Here is a 21955-nt window from a genome sequence, read left to right on the forward strand (position 1 = left end):
GGCTACTATGTAAAAAAGCTCTTGAAAACGAAACGAAATAAATCGCCCGCCCAGACGGACGAAACCGTTTCGTGAAAACCGACCGTAGTGTCGAACATGAACGTCGATCCCGATTCGACCGCCGTCGTCGTCGTCGATATGCAAAACGGGTTCTGTGACCCCGACGGGAGTCTGTACGCACCGGCCAGCGAGGACGTCATCGAACCGATTCGAGAACTCCTCGGGCGCGCCCGCGAGGCGGAGGCGTCGGTCGTCTTCACCCGCGACGTGCACACGCAAGAACAGTTCGAAGATAACCACTACTACGACGAGTTCGACCGCTGGGGCGAGCACGTCATGGAAGGGACGTGGGAAGCCGACATCGTGGACGATTTCGACGTCCGCGCGGACGACCACGTGGTGACGAAGTACACCTACGACGCCTTCTACCAGACCGACCTCGAAGGGTATCTGAACGCCCACGACATCCACGACCTGCTCATCTGCGGAACGCTGGCGAACGTCTGCGTGCTCCACACCGCCGGAAGCGCCGGACTGCGCGACTTCAAACCGATGCTCGTGGAGGACGCCATCGGCTACATCGAGGAAGACCACCGCGACTACGCCCTCGAACACGCGGCGTGGCTGTTCGGCGAGGGCGTCGAATTGGACGACATCGAATTCGAATAAGATCGAATAAGAAAACGGCACCCGGCAGAGAAGGCCACGAAGTGACCCAAGCGGCGAAGGTTTTTAAACGGTGACGCGACCAGAACCGCCACGATGACCGATACCGGAGACTGAAAGCGGAGTACCGAAACAGTGCGGAGGAAGCCAAAACGCGACTTCAGTGGACGCTCACGGAAATCGAGTCTCCGACCGAGAAGTCGTGTCCCGGACAGACGAGTTTCGCGCCGAACTGCTCCAGCGAGACGAACAGCGAGAGTCCGGTAATCGATTCCCCGTTCGCGCGGATGTCCACGTCGTCCCACGTCACGGTGCGGCCGTTCGCCTGCCCGACGCACGCACCGAGGAGCGAAACGATGGTCGATTCGCCGTCTCGTGAGTCCGGCGCTCGAAGCGCCCCACCGTCTCGCGGCGATGCCGTTCGACGGTCCAGCGTGCGGAGCACCCCGCCGCCCTCGTAATGCGGAAGGCCACCGTCCAGCACCACCGCCTCGCCATCCTCACCGACAACGGCCTCGATACCCGCGAACCGTTCGCCGGGCGCGGGGTGGGTCGGCGAGTCGAGGACGGCGAACGTCTCACCCGTCTCGACGACGCGCCCAGAACCGTCCCACGCGATGGGTTCGATTTCGACTGGAACGTCGAGCGGGAGCGACCCCGACGCACGAATCGGGTTCGTTCCGTGCTCCCGAAAGCCGAGGTGGATGTGGTTTGCGACCCACGGCGCGAAAAAGCCAGAGCGGACCAGTTCGCCCAACGAGTCGCCGACTTCGACCGTCTCGCCGGGTTCGACGGTGGGGGCGACGTGTAGCATCCGGGCGAGATAATCGCCAGTATCGACCACGATGAGGTGGTCGTGCGCGACGGCGTAGGGTTTCGCCGGGGCCGTCACCGTCCGGGTTTCGACCACCTCGCCAGCGACGGGACTCGGCGCGAGCGGCGTCCGTGGCACCTCGTTGTCGGGATACAGGTCGATGGCACAACCGTCGTCGTGTGCGACGTACGGCGAGTTGTAGACCGAAAAGCGGGGATAGCGCGACAACACGTCCGTGGTAAGCCCGACCATGGAGTGAGTTACGACCGGGAGCGTTTACATACATCGGGTCATAATGGAATACTATGCGCGTGCTTCGTGGTCGGGCGGAGACTCGGAACGATGACCGACAGGTCACTGCCGCGATGCTCACGGAGACGGCGAACTCGGGCGAGGCGGCGGTTCGCGTTTGGACCCCACATCGACAGATAGCGTTCGGGCGGCGGGACACCCGCGCCGAAAAGTACGACGTGGCGAAATCGGTCGCCCGTTCGTGTGACTTCGAACCGCTCGAACGAAGCGTCGGGGGGCGTGCAGTCGCCTACACCGGAACCACGGTAGCGTTCGCCACGACGGTCCCGCTGGAGGACATGCGAACCGGGATGGAGGAACGCTACGCGGAGACGACGGAGACGCTCCAGCGTGCGTTCTGGCGACTCGGGGTCCCGGCACAGCGCGGGGAACCGTCACGGTCGTTCTGTCCGGGCGATTATTCGCTCCAGTGGAAGGGGAAAATCGCGGGTATCGCACAGCGGGTCCGAACCGGCGCGGCGCTCGTTTCGGGGGTCGTCGTCGTGGACGACCACGAGGAAATCGCCGCGGTCTTGGACCCCATCTACGCCGCGCTCGACGTGCCGTTCAACCCGGATTCCGTCGGGAGTGTCGCGAAGGCCGGAGGGGACGGCGACCCGAAGGTGGTCGCCGAGACCATCGAGGCGATGTTGGTCGACGACGCGGACGCGATGGTCGAACACGTTGGCGACCGGGACACTTAGGACGGTTGCCGGAACAGTGGCGAGTATATGCTCACCATCCGGAACGCGACGCTTCCCGACGGAAGCAAACGCGACGTTCGCATCGAAACCGACGCGGGGAGAATTTCGGCTATCGGGTCTTCGCTAACGGAATCCGGCGAGGTCATCGACGCGACGGGAAAACTGCTGTTGCCCGGCGCGATCGACGCACACGTTCACTTCCGCCAGCCCGGTTTTTCGCACAAGGAGACGTGGGAGACGGGAAGCGAGAGCGCCGCCGCGGGCGGCGTGACGACGGTCGTAGACCAGCCGAACACCAACCCGCCGACGGTGGATGGGCCGTCGTTCGACGAGAAGGCGGAACTCGCGGCGGAATCGTACGTCGATTACGGCATCAACGGCGGCGTCACGCCCGACTGGAATCCCGACGAGCTGTTCGACGAGCCGATTCTCGCGCTCGGCGAGGTGTTTCTGGCCGACTCTACGGGGAAGATGGGCATCGAAGCGGACCTGTTCCGGTCGGCGGTCGAACGGGCCACGGACAAGTACCTCGTCGTGACGGTGCACGCGGAGAACGCGGACCTGTTCGATTCGGACGCCAAGTCCCGCGACGACGCGGACGCGTGGAGCGCCTACCGCACGGCCGAGGCGGAGGCGGATGCCGTCGAACGGGGCTGTGAAATCGGAAGCGAGCTCGGCGCGCGGTTGCACATCGCACACACCAGCACGCCGGAGGGAATCGACGCGGCGACCGAGGGGGGGGCGACCTGCGAAGTGACGCCCCATCACATGTTCCTCTCGCGCGACGACCTCGACGAACTCGGGACGTTCGGGCGCATGAACCCGCCGCTCCGGAGCGAGGAACGGCGCGAGGAAGTCTTCTCGCGCGTGGCGGACGGAACGGTCGATATGATTGCGACCGACCACGCACCGCACACCCGCGAGGAGAAGGACGCCGGAATCTGGGACGCCCCGAGCGGGGTGCCGGGCGTCGAGACGATGCTTCCCCTGTTGTTGGAGGAGGCCCGCAAGGACAACCTCAGCTACGAGCGCGTCGCCGACCTCACCGCCCGCACCCCATCGAAGGTGTTCGACCTGCCTCGGAAGGGTCGCATCGAGGAGGGACGGATGGCCGACCTCGTTCTCGTGGACCCCGACGCGACGCGCGAGATTCGAGCGGAAGACCTCCACACGAAGTGCGACTGGACGCCGTTCGAAGGCTGGACGGGCGTGTTCCCGGAGATGACGATGGTCCGCGGTAACGTCGTCTTCGATGACGGCGAGTTCGGCGACGACGTGGGCGAGAACGTTCGGGCGTAACCCGAGAAAACATCCGTCGGGACGAAGAACAGGGAGTATGCAAGCAGTCATCCTCGCCGCTGGAAAGGGAACCCGCCTTCGTCCCCTGACCGACGACAAGCCGAAGGCGTTGGTCGAAGTCGCGGGAAAGCCGATTCTCACGCGCTGTTTCGAAACCGTGGCCGAACTGGATGCGGAGGAGGTAGTCGTCGTCATCGGCTACGAAGGAGCACAGATTCGGGACCGCTACGGGGAATCGTTTTCCGGCATTCCGATAACGTACGCCCGGCAGGACGAGCAGTTGGGGATGGCCCACGCGCTGTTGCAGGCCGAACCGTACGTCGAAGGGGATTTCATGTGTCTCGACGGGGATTGTGTGATTCGGTGTGACCTCGAACCGCTGGTCGAACGCCAGCGAGCGGAGGGCGTGGATGGGGTTCAGTTGGTCGAGCGGGTTCCGACAGAAGCGGCGCGCGTGAAAGCCATTTGCGACGTGACCGACGAAGGGGAACTACGGGGTATCGAGAAGGAACCAGACGACCCGCCAGAACCGAGCCTCGTCGCCGCGGGATTCGCCGTGTACGGTCCGGCGATGTTCGACGCGTGTGCGGCGACGGAGCTGTCGGTTCGCGGCGAGTACGAACTCTCGGAGTCGATTCGACGATTCGTCACCGACAACACGATGCTGACGATGCGAACCGAGGGCTGGACGGCGAACGTCAATACACCGACGGAGCGGGACGCGGCGGAACGACGGCTTCGGTAGTGAGTGGGACGGGAGTAGTGGAAACTCGGAGGGAGTGGGACGGGCCGTCACGATTAGGCACTGGCGCGTCGATAGACGATACGACATGACGGGGGAAGATACGGTCGAGATTCCGGTCGATTCGGTTCGACTGGAGGGAAATCTCCACGTTCCGAGCGGCGCAGACGGAATCGTGCTGTTCGCACACGGAAGCGGAAGCAGTCGGAAGAGTCCACGAAACAACTTCGTCGCGGAGGGGCTTCACGAGTTCGGCCTCGGAACGCTCCTGTTCGACCTGCTCACGGAAGCGGAGGACGAGACGTACGCGAACCGCTTCGATATCGAACAGTTGACCGACCGCCTCGTCGCGGTGACGGAGTGGGTGGAACAGCGACCGGAAACGGACGGACACGACATTGGCTATTTCGGGTCAAGCACCGGGGCCGCCGCCGCGCTTCGTGGGGCGGCGCGTCGTCCGGAGGTAGGTGCGACCGTCTCACGCGGCGGTCGAGTGGACCTCGCGACGGAGGCGCTCGCGGACGTGACGGCACCGACGTTGTTCATCGTCGGCGGCCGGGACACGCAAGTGCTCGAACTGAACCGCGAGGCGTACGACCGATTACGCTGTGAGAAAGAACTCGAAGTCGTCGAGGGAGCGGGTCACCTGTTCGAAGAACCGGGGACGTTGGAGTCGGTTGCGACGCTCGCGGGCGAATGGTTCTCCTCGCACCTGTGACGGGGGGAACCGACCCCGGTGAAACGGCGTCGTGTCAGGGAAGGAAGAATGGAATGAGGACGAGCAATAGCCCGAGCAGGACGCAAAGCAACCCGTAGGTTTGATACCGAGCGACGCCGAACTCGCCGAGTTCACCGGTCGATGCGACGGCGACCGATTGTCTGATAAGAAATATTTCTCGCGGTTTCGCCGTCACGAGAACACCGATACCGGCGAAGATGATGCCCACAAGTAACGATTCGAAAACCACCATATGAGCCATAAGAGTGATAGGTCGGCATAACATTTACGGCTCAGTATGCCGCACGTAAGACGAGCGTCATAACGGTCACGCCGACCATGCCGCCAGCGCCGAGACTGCCGATGACCGTCATCGCTTTTCGGGAGTCCGCCTCGGTCCACCCCGTGTTCGAATCGAGGTACTTCTGTGCGTTTTCGACCGCGCTCCCCGCGAACACCGACCCCGACCAGCCGAGGATGGCGAAACCGAACGCGAGCGCCGTGACGGCGAAGACCTTCCGACTGGCGAACGAAACCGTCTCGCCCGCGGCGACGACGAGCAAAACGCCCGCGCCGCCCAGCGCGAGTCCGACACCGCCGAACCGGGAGACGAGACGAACGCGGGGACGGAGATATCTGACGAAATCCATCAGTCCACGGCTTCGCGCATCCGCGGGTCGAGCGCGTCGCGCATCCCGTCACCGAGCAGGTTGAAGCCCAGCACCGTCACGGCGAGGAACAAACCGGGGAAGAACGACCACCACCACGCGCTCGGAACGCTGAACAGGCCGTGTTTGACGCCGTTCGAGAGCATCAGTCCCCACGAAGGGGTTCCCGGGTCGGCACCGAAGCCGAGGAACGACAGCGCCGCGAGGTCGAGGATGGCGAGGCCGAAGTTGAGCGTGCTCTGGACCGTGATGGGCGCGAGACAGTTCGGCAGGACGTGGCGGGCCAGCACGCGCGGGTTCTTCGCACCCAGCGCCACCGTCGCGTCGATGTACTCGTCTTCGAGGACTTTCAGCGCCGCGCCGCGGACGACGCGGGCGAACCGCGGCGTGTAGACGAGCGTCAACGCGGCGACCGCGCGCCACAGTCCCCACTCGTCGGGGAAGACGGCGACCAGCGCGAGCGAGAGCAGGAGCGCCGGGAACGCCAGCAGCACGTCCATCGTCCGCATGATGACGTTATCCGTCAGGTCGCCGTAGTAAGCCGCGATGATGCCGAGGCCGACCCCGAGCGTCGTCGAGGCGGCGACCGTCACCGTTCCGAACAGCATGGCGTACCACGCACCGTAGAGAACGCGCGGGAAGATGTTCTGTGCCTGCAGATTGGTCCCGAAGGGGTACGCCTCGCTCGGCGCTGCGAGACTCGGCTGGAGACCGATTCGAGACTGTTTGATGGCCGCGAGGTCGATGGTCAGTCTCGCGTACACCGCCACCACTATCATGAAGAGGATGATGGTGAGACCGGTGACCGCGAGGCGGTTCGACAGGAGTTCGGAGAGGAACGGCGAGGCCCGCAGGCGACTGAAGAACCCGCGGGAGACCGTTTCGCTGTTTTCTGTTTGCGTGCTCATTGTTGGATCCTCGGGTCGAGGTAGGAGTAGGTGATGTCCACGAACAGGTTGACGAGCGTGAACAGGAGCGCGAACGTCAACACGGTGCCCTGTACCACCGGGAAGTCACCGACTTCGATGGCGTCCACGAGCATCGTCCCGATGCCCGGAATGCCGAAGACGGTTTCCGTCAGCACCGCGCCGCCGAGCAGGGTGCCGAACTGGATGCCGATGACGGTCACGACGGGAATCAGCGCGTTGCGGAAGCCGTGTTTCAGCATCGTGATTTTCGTTCCCTGTCCCTTCGCGCGGGCGGTTCGGATGTAGTCCTGGCGCACGACTTCGAGCATGGACGACCGCATCATCCGCGAGATGAGCGCCATCGAGTAGATGCCGATGACGAGCGCGGGCAGGAACAGGTGCATCACCGCCGACTGGAACGCCGCGAAGTTGCCGTTCAGCAGCGTATCGACCGTGATGAGTCCCGTCACGAGGTTGATGCTGTACTCCGAGGCGATGCGACCGCTCGGCGGGAACAGGTGGAGATACTGGGCGAACAGGAGGATGAGCAGCGGTCCGCTCCAGTAAATCGGGATGCTGATTCCGGTCAGTGCGCCGATTCGGGTGAGATGGTCGGTCGCGGAGTCCTGCTTGATGGCGGAAATCACGCCGAGCGGGATGCCGAACAGGATACCGAATATCTGCCCGTACAGCGCCATCTCGACGGTGACGGGGAGCCTGTGCGTGAGAATCTGCGTGACCGGCACGCCTTTTCGAATCTGGTAGGACTGTCCGAGGTCGAGGTGGAGCGCGTTCCACAGGAAATCCCCGTACTGGACCCAGATCGGTTGGTCCAATCCCATCTCGTGGCGAACCTGCTGGACGAACGCTTCCGAGGCCCGCTGGCCCGCGACCACCCGTGCGGGGTCGCCCGGTGAGAGTTGGAGAATGGCGAAAACGAACGTCGCCACCCCGAACAGCACGGGAATAAGTAGCAACAGTCGTTTGATAACGAACCGCTTGGATATCATCTACCCCAATCTCAAACGTCGGGGGTCAAAAAAGGCTCGTTACCGTGGTTTATCAGTTGAGCTTCACCAGACGCAGGTACGGACCGCTGATGGGAGCGAGTTTGAAGCCGCTGACGCTGTTGTGGACGCCGCGGAGGTCCTTCGCGTGGTCCATGAACACCCACGGGGCCTCGTCGTGTGCGATTTTCCCGGCCTTCTTGTACTTCTTCTTGCGCGTCTCGTTGTCGTAGGTCACTTGCGCGTCCTCGACGAGTTTCATGAAGTCGGTGTTCGCCCAACCCGCGACGTTGAGCGTGTTGAAGCCGTCCGTGTCGAAGCTGATCCAATCCTGTCCGTCCGGCACGTCGTCGATGGAGACGCCGGGGTGGAGCAGCGCGTAGTGGAAGTTGTCCGGGTCGGCGTTGTCCGTCATCCAGCCGAGGAAACACGCGTCGTGCTTCCCGGTTTCCGTGTAGTTGAGGAACGGGTCGAACGCCTGCTGGTTGATGGTCACGTCGATGCCGACCTCTTTCAGGTTGGACTTGACCGTCTGGGCCGCCTGAATCGGGCTCGGGTTGTACGTCCGCGGGTTCTTGAACGTCGCCAACTCGAACGAGAAGCCGTCGCCGTAGCCCGCTTCGTCCAGCAGCTTCTGTGCCTTCTGCTTGTCGTGTTTGTACGGGCTGAGGCTGTCGTTGTAGCCCATCACGCTGCTCGGAATCGGCTGGTTGGCCTCCTTGGCGATACCCTTGAAGATGGTTTCGACGATGGCTTTCGTGTTGATGGCGTGGCTGATGGCCTGTCGGACCTTCTTTTTCTGGAAGGCCTCGACCTTCGCCATGTTGAACGCCATGTAACCGATGTTGATACCGGCGTCCGAAACGAGTTCCGCGTTGCCGGATTTCTTGACCTGCTGTGAGGACTGCGCACCGAGTCCGTCGATGACCTGTGCGTCGCCCGAGTCGAGCGTCTGGGCGCGCGAGGTGTTGTTACCGACGACGGTGAACACGACCTCGTCCACGTAGGGTCCGTCGCCCCAGTAGTCCTCGTTCTTTTCGAGGCGGACGCGGTTGTTGCTCTGGTCCCAGTTCTTCAGCTTGAACGGGCCGGTGCCGTCCGGGTCGGATTTGAGCTTTTTGCCCTTCTCCTGAATCGCCTTCTTCGAGTGGACCGCGGAGACGAACATCGCGAGGTTCGGGAGGATGGGCGCGTACTTCTTCTCCAAGTTGATTTTGAGTTTGTGGTCGCCGTCCGCTTTGACGTTCTTGACGACGCCGAGCGTGTACGGACCGTAGGAAGAGGCGTACTTCTTGCCGGGGTAGTACTCGTAATCCTCGTCCACGAAGCGGCGGTAGGTCGCCACGAAGTCGTCCGCGGTGAAGTCCTCGCCGCTGTGGAACTTCACGTTCTTGCGGAGGTCGAGCGTGACCGTCTTGCCGTCCACGTTCCAGTTCGTCGCGAGGCCCTCGGTGAGCGAGGTCTTGCCCGGTTTGAACGCGATGAGGGTGTCGTAGAGTTGGTTCGTCACCTTTGCGACTTCGCCGCTGGTCGAGTTCTGAAAGTCGAGGGACCCCGAACTGCTACCGCGGGCGTAGGTGAGCGTACCGCCCGAACCGCCGTTGCCGTCGCCGGTTCCGTCGCCGGTTCCGTCGCCGGTTCCGTCGTCGTCGCCCGTCTCGCCGCCGATACAACCCGCGAGTGTCGCTGCCGCGGCCGCGCCGCCAGCAGCTTTGAGGAAACTACGTCTGTCAGTCAATCTGTCGCGTGACGCCATACGCCAGTGTGGTCATATGTTCTATATAAACATACCGGAGCTATAGTATCCAATGAACGAATGAAAGAAACGATGATATTGTGCCGTTTTTCGTATCCATTACGTAAAATTGTGTTGAATGTCCGTTGATTCGGGCGATTTTTACTGTCCTTGCAGCGAAACGAGGTTCAAGAACGGGCCGGAGATGAGTTCGACGACGTAGCCGTCGACGTTGTTTCCGACCCCACGGAGTTCCTTCGCGTGGTCCATGAACACCCACGGAGCCTCGTCGTGTGCGAGCTTTCCCGCCTGTCGGTACAGTTTCGCGCGCTGGTTGTCGTCGTACGTTCGCTGGGCGCGCCGGACGAGTTTCATGAAGTCGGTGTTCGCCCACGCCGCCACGTCGAGCGTGTTGAAATTCTTCGTGTCGAAGCTCACCCAGTCCTGCCCGTTCGGGACCTTGTTAACCGGGATACCGGGGTCCAACAGCGCGTAATAGAAGTTGTCCGGGTCGGCGTTGTCCGTCATCCAGCCGAGGAAACACGCGTCGTGTTTGCCGCTCTCGGTGTAGTTGAGGAACGGGTTGAACGACTGTTGGTTGATGGTCACGTCGATGCCGACGTCGTTCAGGTTGGACTTGACGACTTGTGCGGCTTGAATCGGACTCGGGTTGTACGCGCGCGGATTCTTGAACGTCGCCAACTCGAACGAGAAGCCGTCGCCGTATCCGGCGTCGTTCAGCATCGAGCGCGCCTTGTCCGGGTTGTAGGGGTACGGATTCAGGTTCTTGTTGTAGCCGAGGACGTTCGACGGAATCGGTTGGCTGGCCTGTTCCGCGATGCCCTTGAAGATGGTATCGACGATGGCCTTCGTGTTGATGGCGTAGCTGATGGCCTGTCGAACCCGCTTGTCGCGGAACGCCTCCACATTCGCCATGTTGAACGCCATGTAGCCGACGTTGATTCCCTCCTTCTCCCTGAGGCTGGCGTTGTTCGACTGTCGGACGATTTGTGAGGACTGTGCGCCGAGGCCGTCGATGATGTCGGCGTCGCCCGAGTCGAGCGTCTGGGCGCGCGTCGTGTTCGACGCGATGGCCGTGAACACGACCTGATCGACGTTCGGACCGTCTCCCCAGTAGTCGTCGTACGCCGACAGGCGAATCCGCTGGTTGCTCTTGTCCCAGTTGTCGAACTGGAACGGTCCCGTCCCGACCGGGTTGCTGCTCAACTTCTTGCCGAGGTTTTTGATGGCCTTCTCCGAGAGGATGCTCGACGCGAACATCGCCAGATTTCGCAGGAACGGCGCGTACTTCTGCTTGAGTTCGATGGTCAGGTTGTAGTCGCCGTTCTTTTTCATGTTCTTCACCCAGTTGCCGAGCGTGAACGGTCCGTAGGACGAGACGTAACTGTCGCCCGGATAGTACTGATAGCTCGAATCGGTGAAGCGGCGATACGTCGCTATCACGTCGTCCGCCGTGAACGTCTCGCCGTTCTGGAACTTCACCCCCTCCCGGAGTTTCAGCGTCGTCGTCGTCCCCTTCAAATTCCAGTTCGTCGCGAGTCCCTTGGTCAGACTCGTCTCGCCGGGTTTGAACTGGATGAGCGTATCGTACACCTGATTCGTGACTTTCACGTCCTCGCCGCTGGTCGTATTTTGCGGGTCGAGGGTCCCCGAATCGCTGCCGCGTGCGTACGTTAGCAATCCACCTTGCTGATTCCCCTGTGCCGTCGCCGAACCCACCCCCGAAACCGAGTCGGCGAACGTCGCGGCGGCGGTCGCGCCACCGGCCGCTTTCAGAAAGTTCCGTCTCGAAACCGTGTCGTTTGGTGACATCCCCCAGAAACGTCAACGATAATAGTGATAGTTCTGCCGGACGGGACCACGGTTACCGACGATTGGAACAAGGAGCGAACGTGTCAAACCGAGAACGTAGAGCGGCGACGGGGAACGGAACTACTCGGGTTGGTCGTAGAGGTGGCAGGCCGAGGGATGGGTGGTGTCTTGGAGTACCGGATTCTTTCGTTCGCAGACGCTCGTGAAGTGTTTCGCGAGGAGCGACTCTGCCGCCTCCCAGTCCTCGTCGGCGAGGTAGTCGAACGACTGGGAAACGATGTCGCGCGGTTCGCCGGTCGGTTCCGTCTCGAACAGTCGGTCCCAGAGTACGGCGTGGAACGAATTATCCCCCGGTCGTCTGGTCGCCTGCCCGCTGCCAGTCGAAGCGCCGGAGCCCACGTCCGACGAGGGTCGGGCGTCCGTCGACTTCTCACCGCCATCCGTGGCGGCCCGTGCCGACCGCCCTCCGTCCACCGCCTGTTCGTGAATCGATTCGAGGTTGATGGCGCGGTTTTCGACGCGTTCGCGGTAGTTCATCACCTCACGATACGCCTGCTGGTCGATGTCCATTCCCTCCGGCGGGATTATCTGCGGACACCGCGTTCGGAAGTGACACCCGCTCGGCGGGTCGATGGGCGACGGCACGTCGCCCTTGAGGATGACCCGGTCGTCCGTGTCCGCCCGCGGGTCCGGTTCGGGAATCGCGGAGAGCAGGGCTTGCGTGTAGGGGTGTTTCGGGTCCGCGAACAGTTCGTCTGTGTCCGCGACTTCCACGATTTCGCCGAGGTACATCACCGCGATGCGGTCGGAGATGTGCCGCACGACGGAGAGGTCGTGGGCGATGAACAGGAACGTCAGACCGAACTCCTCCTGCAGGTCTTCGAGGAGGTTGATAATCTGGGCCTGCACGGACACGTCCAGCGCCGAGACCGGTTCGTCGGCGACGATGAAGTCGGGGTCCACCGCGAGCGCGCGGGCGATGCCGACGCGCTGGCGCTGGCCGCCCGAGATTTCGTGCGGATACCGGTCGCGCTGGCTGGGGTCGAGACCGACGTTCTCCATCAGTTCGTTCACGCGCTCGTGTCGTTTTCCTTCGGAGAGGCCGTGAATCGAGAGCGGTTCGGCGATGATTTGACCGATGGACATCCGCGGGTCGAGGCTGGACAGCGGGTCCTGGAATATCATCTGCATGTCCTTTCTCGCCTCGCGCATCTCGTCGCCGTCCAACCCGCCGAGGTCGGTTCCGGCGAAGACGACCCGCCCGTCGGTCAGCGTTTCGAGGCGGAGGAGCGACCGACCGGCGGTGGATTTGCCACACCCGGATTCGCCGACCAACCCCACGGTCTCGCCCTCGTAGATGTCGAACGAGATACCGTCGACGGCTTTCACGCTGTCGTCGCCGTCGGACAGCCACTTGTCGAGGAAGTCGTCCGCGCGCGAGTAGTGTTTCTTCAGGCTGTCCACCGTGACGAGCGTGTCTCCCACCTCGTGTTCGCCCGTCGTAACGCTCTCCTGTTCCTCGACGTATTCGGTCCCGTCGAACGATTCGAGGACGCACTTCGCGCGGTGGTCCACGTCGTCCGGGCCGTGTTGCAGGTTCGGAATCTCGCCCTGCGTACACTCCGGTTGCGCCCACGGACACCGGTCGGCGAAGTGGCATCCGTCAGGCATGTCGATGAGGTCCGGAACGTTCCCCTCGATGGGGGTCAGACGCTCCTTGTCCTCGCGCGGGATGGATTCGAGGAGGGCGTACGTGTAGGGATGGCTCGGGTTGTGGAAAATTTCGTCCACCGGCCCGACCTCCACCAAATCGCCCGCGTACATCACCGCAACGCGGTCGCACGTCTCGGCGACGACGCCGAGGTCGTGGGTGATCATGAAGACGGACATGCCCAACTCGTCCTGCAGGTCGTTGATGAGGTCGAGAATCTGGGCCTGAATCGTCACGTCCAGTGCGGTCGTCGGTTCGTCCGCGATGAGCAGTTTCGGCTTGCAGGCGAGCGCGATGGCGATGAGCACGCGCTGGCGCATCCCGCCCGAGAACTCGTGCGGGTACTCCTCGACGCGGGATTCGGGTTCCGGAATCCCGACCTCTTCGAGGATGTCGATGGTGTCTTCGAGGAGTTCGCCGTCGATGTCGTCCCCGCTGATTTTCGGGGCGATTTCCCGCACCGCGTTCCACCAGCTATCCTTCCGCTTGCCACCGTACTGGTGCAGTTGCAGGCTCTCTGCGACTTGCTCGCCCACGGTCAGCGCCGGGTTGAGCGAGGTCATGGGGTCCTGGAAAATCATCCCCATCTCGCTGCCGCGGATGTCCCGCATGACAGATTCGGGTGCCGACATGATGTCGACGTACCCCTCGTCGGGGAAGACGTACTCCCCGACGCCGCCCGGATACTTGTCTGCGAACGTCGCGGCGACCTCCTCGTGTTGGAAACGAACGTCGCCGGAGGCGACCTCGCCCGGTTCGTCGATGAGTTGCATCGCCGAGAGCGCGGTCACGGATTTCCCGGACCCGGATTCGCCAACGAGTCCGATGGTCTCTCCCTCTCGGATGTTCAGGTCGAAGTCGTCCACCGCCTTGACAGTCCCTCGTTCCGTGTGGAACTGCGTTTTCAGGTTCGAGATGGACAGTAGATCGGTCACGATTACGCGGCAATGGTAGTCGCGTGAGGAAAAGCCGTTCGGTTGAGTGTAGCATACGACACGCGAACGAAAAGAACCGTTACAGTCGGAGAACCATCTCCAACTCGAAGCTCTCGGCGTCCGCGGTCTCGAACCCGACGTTCCGGTAGAGGTTGACGGCGGCGCGGTTCCATCGCTCCACCGTCAGCCACACTTTGTCGATGTCCTGCGCTCGCCCGTAGCCGAGGAGCGTGCGGATGAGGTGCGAGCCGATACCCGCGCGCTGGTAGTCCTGATGGACGAAGATTGCCAGTTCGTACGACGAGTTACCGTCGGGGACGAGGGTCGCGTGGCCCGCAACGTCGTCGTCGTTCCACGCGATGACGTTCAGACCGTCCCCCCCGGTCAGGGTTTCCACCCAGTCGCGCACCCGGTATTCCGTGGCCGGTGGAATTCCCTGTGCGCGGTCGGCCGGGTCGAAATCGACGTACATCGAGACGAGCGGTTCCTTGTCGCCCTCCTCGAAGGGACGGATTTCGATGTCGCGTCCCTCGCGGTCGGTGAACGTCTGCGGCGGCTCCGGGAAGGGTCCAGCGGGGTCGTCGGGGAAGCGTCGGTCGTCGTTCATCGTACCAATTTCACCGAAACGTGGGAGTTTAGCAGGACGAACTCGGCGATGTGGCCCAGTCGAATCTTCCCCATGGGACTGCGCTGGCCGCCGCCGAGAACTATCTGGTCGAAACCCTCGCTCTCCGCGATGTCGAGCAGGCGACTTCCGGGGTCTCCCGAAACGTCCCGAACGGACGCCTCCAACTCGGAATCGTCCAGCACCCCGTTCGCTTTCTCGCGGATTTCGTCCTTCGAGCGGTCGCTCTGTGGATTGTCGAGGATGGCGACCGTCAGTTCATCGCCGGCCGCGACCGCGCGCGATACCGTCCGTTCGAGCGCGGTGAGGGAGTCGTCGCTCCCGCCGATTCCTAATAAGACCTTCATACTACCTCCATTTCCGCCGGGTATCAAAACAGTTGGGTGCGATACGCTTTTGCACCCCGCTCGGTAACGACGGGATATGTCGAACGACCCCTCCCCGCCCGAACCGGAGGCCGAAGACGAATACGGAGACGAAGAGCAGCCCCGCGAGACGAGCGAAGGGGTTTCACAGCAGTTGGCCGACGAAGCGGCGACGGATGCGGCCGGTACCGACGAAGGACCGACGGACGCCGCCAGCGAACCGGCGGACGACGGCGCGACGGGAGAGGATGGGGCAGACTCGACCCCGGACATCCCGCCGGAGGTGCAGAAATACGCGCGGTTCAAGAAGATGGACGGGGCGGAGTACGACCGAGTCAACGAGTTCCTCCGCGACCGAACCTACATCACCGCCCGCGAGTGGGCCATCGCGCGCCTTTGTGCCGACTTCCGAACCGAAACCGGCGTGGAGATGACCAAAATCGGGAACAACCTTCCCTACTTGGTCCCGTTCATGACCGACACGTACACCCCGCAGGCCGTGAATCAAGCGCGGTCGGCGTTCGAGGAGAAGATACGGAAAGCGGGCGCGACGTTCCTCTACGGCGCGATGTCCGGCTTCTTCACTGCCGAGGAGTTGGACGACGTGATGTACGAGGTGACCGAGGTGGCGAAGTTCCTGCTCGAAGTCGAGGGCGTGGACCTCGCGGTGGCGGAGGAACTCGCCGCCGAGGACAAGATTTCGAGCGTCATGCGCGAAGTCCGCGAATCCAGCGAGGAGTTGCGCCACGACGAGATGGAGTGCCCGCACTGCGGGCACGAAATCGGCGGCGAAAAGTAGGGTTACTCGTCGGTTCCTTCGGTGGAGTCCGCGTCTTCGGTCTCTGGTTCTTCGGGGGGTTGGAACAGCGAGGGGTCGTCGTGGGTGAACCGGATGCGGTCCTCGCTCAGCGTTCGGACGAACGAGTACATCTTCCCCGCGTCCATCGCGTCGGCCAGCATCTCCTCTGCGCCCTGCACGTCGTAGTACACCGGGTAGAGAACCGCCGTTTCGTCCTCGCGGTCCTCCATGACGATGACGGCGAAGACGAGTCCGTCGGCGAGCGCGCGGTAGGCTTCGAAGGCGTCGAACGAGACGCCGCCGTCCATCAGTTCCTCCAGCGCCTCGAACTCGTTGTCGGGGACGAGGACGTCCAGTCCGAACTCGCCGTCCTCGTCGCTCCAGAGCGGCGTTACGTCGCCGGGGTGGAGTTCCATGGTTTCCCACCCGTCGTCGTCGTACTCCGCCGTCGTCGCTTCCATATCCGCGATGACGGACTCCCAATGTGGCATCGCCCGTGAGTGCGCCGTGGCGTTCGGCGTCGAACCGTCCATACACCGATGGGCGGGTTTTTCGCGTAAAAACGTTGTGTCATCGCGGTTCACGGGAAGAGAAGGACGAATGCTCGGGGGAGTTGCGCGAACGCCGTGCTGGATGGCGCACCGAACGGCGCGTTCGAGAAGTCGGACGAGGGGCGGGATCGAACCGCCACATTCCTCAATTCGCCGCGATTCGCGGGCAAACTATATACTCGACGGACCCCGCGCCGTCGGCGAACGGATACCGGACCGCCAGCGGGATGTCGAGTCCGAGTTCGAGGCTGACTTCGGGGGTTTTCGGCATCGCCCGGTCGATGGCCCGCAGATAGTCGATGGAGAACAGCGAATGGGCATCGCCGGAGGAAAAGTCGACGAGTTCGTCAGCAGGTACAGCGAGCGAAACGTCGTCCGTATCGCCCGTCGCCTCGGCGTAGAAGGAGTCCCGTTCCTCGTCGATGCCGAGCGTGACGTGATTCGAAACCATATCCGCCGCTTTCACCGCGCGACTGAGTTCCCCGGACTCGGTGACGACCGACCCGGTAAACTCGAACTCGGCGTCGGTCGCTTCGGGGGGAGAACGAACCGTCTCGGGGTCGAGGAGTGCGAGGGTGTACGTGAGTTCGCCGATTCGGATTTCGAGTTTCCGAGTTTCGGAATTCAACGTGAACGATAGCAACTGCCCGCGGTCGGCCATGCCGACGATATCGCCGAGGCGAGAAAGGTCGACGCCGATGTGAGCGTCCTCGGTTTCGTACGCTTCGAACGCGGAACGCCCCAGCGTGAGGTCGACCGCGGCCACGGTCGCCGGGTCCATCGCCGGAATTCGAATCCCGTCTTCGTCGAAGTAGAGATGACACTCATCGACCAACGCATCGACGAGCGCGACCGTCGTTTGAATCGTCCCGGCGTCTACTACCACGTGCAGCAACTGGTCCTCGACATCGGCCTGTCGGGCGCTCGTTCCTGTTTCATCCATCTGTTATCACATTACCTATCAGAAATCAATCCAATAAACGTTTTGCTAGAATATCACATAGATAACCCAAATCAGGTTATTTATATATCTTGGTGTACCAATTCATAACCCGAAATAAGTTATGAGTGGAGATCCACGACCACGAGGCATGTTGAGTGAGGCCGACCGCACGTACCTCCGCGGCGAGTCCGACCTTGCGAGCACGCAGTCGGAACGGAACACCCGCGCGCGGATTCGTGACCGGATATTCGACGCGCTTCTCGACTTCGAACTCCTCGTCGAGCACCTCTCGGAGCACGACCGCGAACTCGTCTTCGAGAAACGGGTCGAGAACATGGAGGGAGCCGAAGCGTTCGACGCGCTCGTCTCCGCGGTTTCGTTCCTGTACCGAGCGACCGCGGATACGAGTCTGGAGTTCGAAACGGTGCTGAACGAAGCCATCAACGTGGCCGAGGCGAAGAACGGACGGGTGGCGACGGTTCGACTCGACACGACCTTTCAGTCGCTCACCGTCGAGCAGTTGGTGCACAAACTGGAATCGGGGGAGACGCTATCCCTCACCGAAATCGCGTACTTACACGACAGCGACGAGGTTCGGATGGACGAACTGGCGCGGTATTTCAGGGATACCGACGAGGCGACCTCGAAAATAGACGACGGCCGGATTCAATCGAAAGTGACCAACTTCTAGCGCGCGACCCAACGACTTCCAGCGCGAACAAACGGGCGAAAATCAGATCGAGAGGACAGGTTGGCTGGCGTAGAGGAGCACGTACTCCGCGGCCTTCTCCAACACCTCGCCGGGTTCGCCCGAGAGCGGTTCCCGCGGGATGACGATGAAGTCGGCGTTTATCTCGTCGGCGCAGTCGAGGACGGCGCTTCCCGGATGTTGGAGCTTTCGCCGCGTCGAGAACCCGTAGGCGATGGAACTGCGGAGTTCGATGTCCGACTCCGACGCTACCGCGCGGGCGCTGTCGATGAACGACTCGGTTTCGTCGATGATGTCGTCCTCCTCGATAGCGCCCGTTTCGATGGCTCGGGATACCTCTTCGCCGAAGACGTAGAGGGCGTGAACGGCGGCGTCGTACCGCTCCGCGATGGAAACCGCGTACTCGATGGCCCGCACCGATTCGTCGCTTCCGTCCACCGGAACGAGTACCGTATTCACTTCGACTGGCGACTCGGTCATACCCGTGGCTGCGCGTAGACGAGGCAAAAACCTTCTCCCGTGGCGGCCGCTCGCCGTCGGTGTCGTTTTCGACTGCGGCGGATTCCGCTTCGACTGCGGCGGGTTCCTTTTCGACTACCGAAGGGAAACCGTACGGGCGTCGCTGCGGCGTAGAATAGAGTCCATGAACAAACCGCAATCGGATGTGATTGCGGTTTGAGTGCAACCTTGCCCCGTCGGGCGTCCTGATAACACGCACCATGCACCTTAGCAGTTTGGATTGACGCAATTTAGCCACTCAGTCTTTAAGAACGATGAGGGAGGATGGAAAAACGATGATAGATACCGTGGTCATCGCCACCGATGGCTCCGAGAGCGTCGAACGAGCAGTGACGGTCGCGCTCGACCTCGCCCGCCGATTCGACGCCGCCGTTCACGCGCTCTACGTCGTGGATGCGGGCGAGGTCGAGTCCTCCCCCGAAACGCTCCGCGAGGAGTTTCAAGACGCGCTCGAATCGCAGGGCGAGAAGGCGCTCGAATCGGTCCGCGAACGCAACGGTGAGAGCGTCACCACAGCGGTCAGGGAAGGCGACCCGGCCGCCGAAATCGGGGAGTACGCACGCGAACACGACGCGGACCTGGTTGCCACGGGGACGCGGGGACGGCACGGCGAAAACCGATTCCTCATCGGAAGCGTCGCGGAGCGCGTCGTTCGGACCTGTCCGACGCCCGTGTTGACGGTTCGGCAACTCGACCCCAGCGAGGCGTGATAAAAGCATATATCAGGTGGTTACGATGTTCGCGGCATGACCGCCATCGAATTGACCGACGTTTCCAAGCGCTTCGGGAGCGTCGTCGCCCTCCGCAACCTGAACCTCCAAATCAAAGAGGGGGAAGTGTTCGGTTTCCTCGGACCCAACGGCGCGGGGAAGTCGACCACCATCGACATGATTCTCGATTACGTGCGACCGACGAGCGGGACCGTCACCGTGTTCGGCCACGACGCCCAGCGTGACACCCGCCGCGTCCACGAGCGAATCGGCGTCCTCCCCGACGCGTACCACGCCTACGACCACCTCAACGCGCGCCAACACCTCGAATTCGTCATCGAAACCCGCGGCGTGGACGACGACCCGATGCGAATCCTCCAGCGGGTCGGCATCCCGGAAGCGGCCGACCGACGGGTCGAGGGGTTCTCGAAGGGGATGACCCAGCGACTCATCCTCGGCATGGCGCTCGTCGGCGACCCGGACCTGCTCATCCTCGACGAACCGACGACCGGCCTCGACCCGAACGGCGCGCTGGCGATGCGCGAAATCATCCGGGAGGAGCGCGACCGCGGGACGACCGTGTTCTTCTCCAGCCACATATTAGAGCAGGTCGAAGCCGTCTGTGACCGCGTTGGAATCCTCGACGACGGGGAGTTGGTCACGGTGGACTCCATCGACGGACTCCGCCGAACGGTCGGGAGCGGTGCCTCGCTGACCGTCGAGGTGGACCGCCTCTCGTCGGGGACGCTCGACCGGGTGCGCGCCGTCGAGGGCGTCGGTCACGTCTCGGCCGACGGAACGACGCTCGTAGTGGCCTGTACCGACCGGGCGAAAAAGCGCGCGCTCGACGCCATCGAGTCGGCGGGCGACACCGTTCTGGACTTCGACACCGAGGAGGCGTCGCTCGAAGAGTTGTTCACGACGTACACGACGGAGGTCCCGGCATGAACTGGCGCGTCATGGCGAAAAAGGACTTCCTCGACGCTCATCGGAAGTGGTCGCTCGGGACCGCGGCCGTCGGGTTCGTCCTCTTCCTCGCCGTGCCGACGTACCTCGGAATGAGCCATGCACGGAACCCCGGCACGGTGGACTTCTTCGGACAGATGGGAATACTGGTCTTCTTCGCACCGCTGGCGGGGTTGATGATGAGTTACGGCGCGATAGCCGCGGAGCGCGAACTCGGGAGCCTGAAACTCCTGCTCGCGCTTCCGTACACCCGCCGGGACGTAATCGCGGGCAAAGCCGTCGGGCGGGCCGCGGTGGTCGGAACGGCCACGTTCGTCGGCGTGTTCGCCGCGACGGCGATATTCATCGCATTCGGCGGGTCGCTGCCGCTCGTGGAGTACGTCGCGTTCCTCGTCCTCGTGTTCCTACTCACGGCGGCGTACACGAGTTCGGCGGTCTGTCTCTCGGCCGCCTCGCCGACGAGCAATCGGGCGATGGCGACGAGCGTCGGGTTCTTCCTGCTAACGTTTCTCGGTTGGTCGTCGGTTCCGCTCGTGATTCGGTACGTCCTCAACGGGTTTTCGAGTCCGAGGGGCGCACCGCCCGCGTGGGCGAACGTCATCGACAGCCTCAGTCCCGTCAAAGCCTACTCGACCGGGATGGACACGTTGGTACACGGGAACGTCGGGAGCACGTTCTACCACACCGGGTGGTTCGCCCTCCTCGTCCTTGTCGCGTGGGCCGTGATTCCGGTGGTGCTCGGCTACCGGCGGTTCAGTTCGGTGGACATCTGAGCCGCCCGGTCAAGCGGACGATTCCAGTCGCGCTGGAAACCTGTTGTCTGTTTGTATTAATATATATTTTTTCGTTAGAAATCCATAATAACAGTCGATGTGTCGTGTTATTTTGAGATGGTTGACAGCCAGCGTTCAAAATCGAAACGAGTAGTGTCTACCGGTGGCAGTTCGCGGAGAGGATTTCTCTTGAAGTCGGGGAGCGTTCTCGCGGCGGCGACGGCGGCGTCCGGAATCGGTGCGGCGGCGATGGAAGAACGGTCGTCCTATCGGATTCGACGGGGGACGGAGGACGAAACGGAGGTGCACATCACGAACTCCGGTGAACCCGGACCGACGGCCGTCGTCGTCGGCGGCATCCACGGAAACGAGGAGGCCGGGTACCGCGCCGCGGATGCGATTACGTCGTGGTCGATAGACAAGGGGAAACTCATCGTGATTCCGCGCGCGAATCCGGTCGCCATCGAGCGGGGAACGTACTCGAACGACGACGGGAACCTGAATTGGCAGTTCCCCTCGGGCCACGAACCGACGTCGGCGCTCGCCCGCACGCTGTGGGAAACTATCGACTACCACGACCCGAAGACGGTGTTGACGCTCCACAGTTCGGAGGGGATTTACCGCGAGGCCGAAGGGCCGGACGGTGACGGACAGGCCGTCTATCCGACGCTCGCGGAGGGCGCGGACCGCGACGCGACGAAAACCGCGACGTACATGAACCGATATCACCTCTCGGACTCGCTCCCGGAGTATTACGAGTTCAAGATGGGGGAGGTCCTCGACGGGTCGAAGCCGGTGTTGATGCACAAAATTAGTGCGGACATGGGAATTCCGGGCTACCTCCTCGATACGACGCGGTACGGAACGGACCTCCACACGCGCGTCAATTGGACGCTGAACATGGTTCGTCATCTCCTCCGCCGAAACGGAATCGACCGGACGTACGAGTAGCCGACCGAAAAAC

Annotated in this window: 24 protein-coding genes; 11 read left to right on the forward strand and 13 right to left on the reverse strand. The window is 62.5% G+C overall.

The window, feature by feature from the left end; genetic code table 11:
- Positions 1–96 precede the first annotated feature (96 nt).
- Positions 97–669, forward strand: a complete 573-nt coding sequence (locus tag V5735_RS10055) for a cysteine hydrolase family protein (protein WP_423743395.1) — start codon at positions 97–99, stop codon at positions 667–669.
- A 157-nt stretch (positions 670–826) separates the two neighbouring features.
- Here V5735_RS10055 and V5735_RS10060 read toward each other — a convergent pair whose 3' ends face one another.
- Entirely contained in the window at positions 827–1732 is a 906-nt protein-coding gene (locus V5735_RS10060) for a hypothetical protein (RefSeq protein ID WP_423743396.1), read from the reverse strand.
- Between the two features lie 53 nt (positions 1733–1785).
- Here V5735_RS10060 and V5735_RS10065 point away from each other — a divergent pair, with 53 nt between their 5' ends.
- From V5735_RS10065 to V5735_RS10080, 4 genes are all read left to right on the forward strand, one after another.
- Entirely contained in the window at positions 1786–2475 is a 690-nt protein-coding gene (locus tag V5735_RS10065) for a lipoyl protein ligase domain-containing protein (RefSeq protein ID WP_423743397.1), read from the forward strand.
- A 27-nt stretch (positions 2476–2502) separates the two neighbouring features.
- Positions 2503–3774 carry a dihydroorotase gene (locus V5735_RS10070; protein WP_423743398.1) on the forward strand — a complete coding sequence of 424 codons (1272 nt, stop codon included), beginning with the start codon at positions 2503–2505 and terminating at the stop codon, positions 3772–3774.
- A gap of 37 nt (positions 3775–3811) precedes the next feature.
- Entirely contained in the window at positions 3812–4519 is a 708-nt protein-coding gene (locus V5735_RS10075; RefSeq protein WP_423743399.1) for a nucleotidyltransferase family protein, read from the forward strand.
- Between the two features lie 85 nt (positions 4520–4604).
- Entirely contained in the window at positions 4605–5234 is a 630-nt protein-coding gene (locus V5735_RS10080; protein WP_423743400.1) for a dienelactone hydrolase family protein, read from the forward strand.
- Positions 5235–5268: 34 nt separating this feature from the next.
- Here the strand turns inward: V5735_RS10080 and V5735_RS10085 are convergent, their stop codons facing one another.
- From V5735_RS10085 to V5735_RS10125, 9 genes are all read right to left on the reverse strand, one after another.
- Entirely contained in the window at positions 5269–5487 is a 219-nt protein-coding gene (locus V5735_RS10085) for a hypothetical protein (RefSeq protein WP_423743401.1), read from the reverse strand.
- Between the two features lie 40 nt (positions 5488–5527).
- Entirely contained in the window at positions 5528–5884 is a 357-nt protein-coding gene (locus V5735_RS10090; RefSeq protein ID WP_423743402.1) for a DUF7268 family protein, read from the reverse strand.
- Complete coding sequence (locus V5735_RS10095; RefSeq protein ID WP_007980114.1) at positions 5884–6810, reverse strand: ABC transporter permease; 927 nt, start codon at positions 6808–6810, stop codon at positions 5884–5886. Before V5735_RS10095 ends, V5735_RS10090 begins: the two co-directional genes overlap by 1 nt.
- On the reverse strand, positions 6807–7820 hold the full coding sequence (locus tag V5735_RS10100) for an ABC transporter permease (protein WP_007980116.1): 1014 nt from the start codon (positions 7818–7820) through the stop codon (positions 6807–6809). The genes V5735_RS10095 and V5735_RS10100 overlap by 4 nt, the downstream gene beginning before the upstream one ends.
- Before the next feature lie 52 nt (positions 7821–7872).
- Complete coding sequence (locus tag V5735_RS10105; RefSeq protein WP_423743403.1) at positions 7873–9573, reverse strand: ABC transporter substrate-binding protein; 1701 nt, start codon at positions 9571–9573, stop codon at positions 7873–7875.
- 141 nt (positions 9574–9714) lie between these two features.
- Positions 9715–11385, reverse strand: coding sequence for an ABC transporter substrate-binding protein (locus V5735_RS10110; RefSeq protein ID WP_423743404.1), 1671 nt, complete (start codon positions 11383–11385; stop codon positions 9715–9717).
- A gap of 120 nt (positions 11386–11505) precedes the next feature.
- Positions 11506–14031, reverse strand: coding sequence for a dipeptide ABC transporter ATP-binding protein (locus tag V5735_RS10115; protein ID WP_423743405.1), 2526 nt, complete (start codon positions 14029–14031; stop codon positions 11506–11508).
- A gap of 79 nt (positions 14032–14110) precedes the next feature.
- A complete protein-coding gene (locus V5735_RS10120; protein ID WP_423743406.1) occupies positions 14111–14638 on the reverse strand; it encodes an N-acetyltransferase family protein in 528 nt (175 codons plus the stop codon).
- Positions 14635–15003 carry a universal stress protein gene (locus V5735_RS10125; protein WP_423743407.1) on the reverse strand — a complete coding sequence of 123 codons (369 nt, stop codon included), beginning with the start codon at positions 15001–15003 and terminating at the stop codon, positions 14635–14637. Before V5735_RS10125 ends, V5735_RS10120 begins: the two co-directional genes overlap by 4 nt.
- A 76-nt stretch (positions 15004–15079) precedes the next feature.
- On the opposite strand from V5735_RS10125, the gene V5735_RS10130 reads away from it, so the two are divergent.
- Complete coding sequence (locus tag V5735_RS10130; protein WP_423743408.1) at positions 15080–15820, forward strand: DUF5806 family protein; 741 nt, start codon at positions 15080–15082, stop codon at positions 15818–15820.
- Positions 15821–15822: 2 nt separating this feature from the next.
- On the opposite strand, the gene V5735_RS10135 is transcribed toward V5735_RS10130, so the two are convergent.
- Both V5735_RS10135 and V5735_RS10140 read right to left on the reverse strand, forming a co-directional pair.
- On the reverse strand, positions 15823–16353 hold the full coding sequence (locus tag V5735_RS10135) for a DUF7529 family protein (protein WP_423743409.1): 531 nt from the start codon (positions 16351–16353) through the stop codon (positions 15823–15825).
- 163 nt (positions 16354–16516) lie between these two features.
- Positions 16517–17314 (reverse strand): DNA polymerase sliding clamp, encoded by a 798-nt coding sequence (locus tag V5735_RS10140; RefSeq protein ID WP_423743410.1) that lies wholly within the window; start codon positions 17312–17314, stop codon positions 16517–16519.
- Between the two features lie 148 nt (positions 17315–17462).
- On the opposite strand from V5735_RS10140, the gene V5735_RS10145 reads away from it, so the two are divergent.
- On the forward strand, positions 17463–18005 hold the full coding sequence (locus V5735_RS10145; RefSeq protein ID WP_423743411.1) for a hypothetical protein: 543 nt from the start codon (positions 17463–17465) through the stop codon (positions 18003–18005).
- A gap of 42 nt (positions 18006–18047) precedes the next feature.
- On the opposite strand, the gene V5735_RS10150 is transcribed toward V5735_RS10145, so the two are convergent.
- Positions 18048–18503, reverse strand: coding sequence for a universal stress protein (locus tag V5735_RS10150; protein WP_423743412.1), 456 nt, complete (start codon positions 18501–18503; stop codon positions 18048–18050).
- A gap of 314 nt (positions 18504–18817) precedes the next feature.
- Between V5735_RS10150 and V5735_RS10155 the strand changes: the two genes are divergently transcribed.
- The 4 genes from V5735_RS10155 (at position 18818) to V5735_RS10170 (ending at position 21942) form a co-directional block, all read left to right on the forward strand.
- Positions 18818–19252, forward strand: a complete 435-nt coding sequence (locus V5735_RS10155; protein WP_423743413.1) for a universal stress protein — start codon at positions 18818–18820, stop codon at positions 19250–19252.
- Positions 19253–19288: 36 nt separating this feature from the next.
- Complete coding sequence (locus V5735_RS10160; protein WP_423743414.1) at positions 19289–20200, forward strand: ABC transporter ATP-binding protein; 912 nt, start codon at positions 19289–19291, stop codon at positions 20198–20200.
- Positions 20197–20991, forward strand: a complete 795-nt coding sequence (locus tag V5735_RS10165) for an ABC transporter permease subunit (protein ID WP_423743415.1) — start codon at positions 20197–20199, stop codon at positions 20989–20991. Before V5735_RS10160 ends, V5735_RS10165 begins: the two co-directional genes overlap by 4 nt.
- A 189-nt stretch (positions 20992–21180) precedes the next feature.
- The gene (locus V5735_RS10170) at positions 21181–21942 is read left to right on the forward strand and encodes a deacylase (RefSeq protein ID WP_423743416.1); all 762 of its coding nucleotides are present in this window, start codon (positions 21181–21183) and stop codon (positions 21940–21942) included.
- The last annotated feature ends 13 nt before the right edge of the window (positions 21943–21955 follow it).

Origin of the sequence: Haladaptatus sp. SPP-AMP-3 (assembly GCF_049568665.1) — an archaeon.
GTDB classification, from domain to species: domain Archaea; phylum Halobacteriota; class Halobacteria; order Halobacteriales; family Haladaptataceae; genus Haladaptatus; species Haladaptatus paucihalophilus.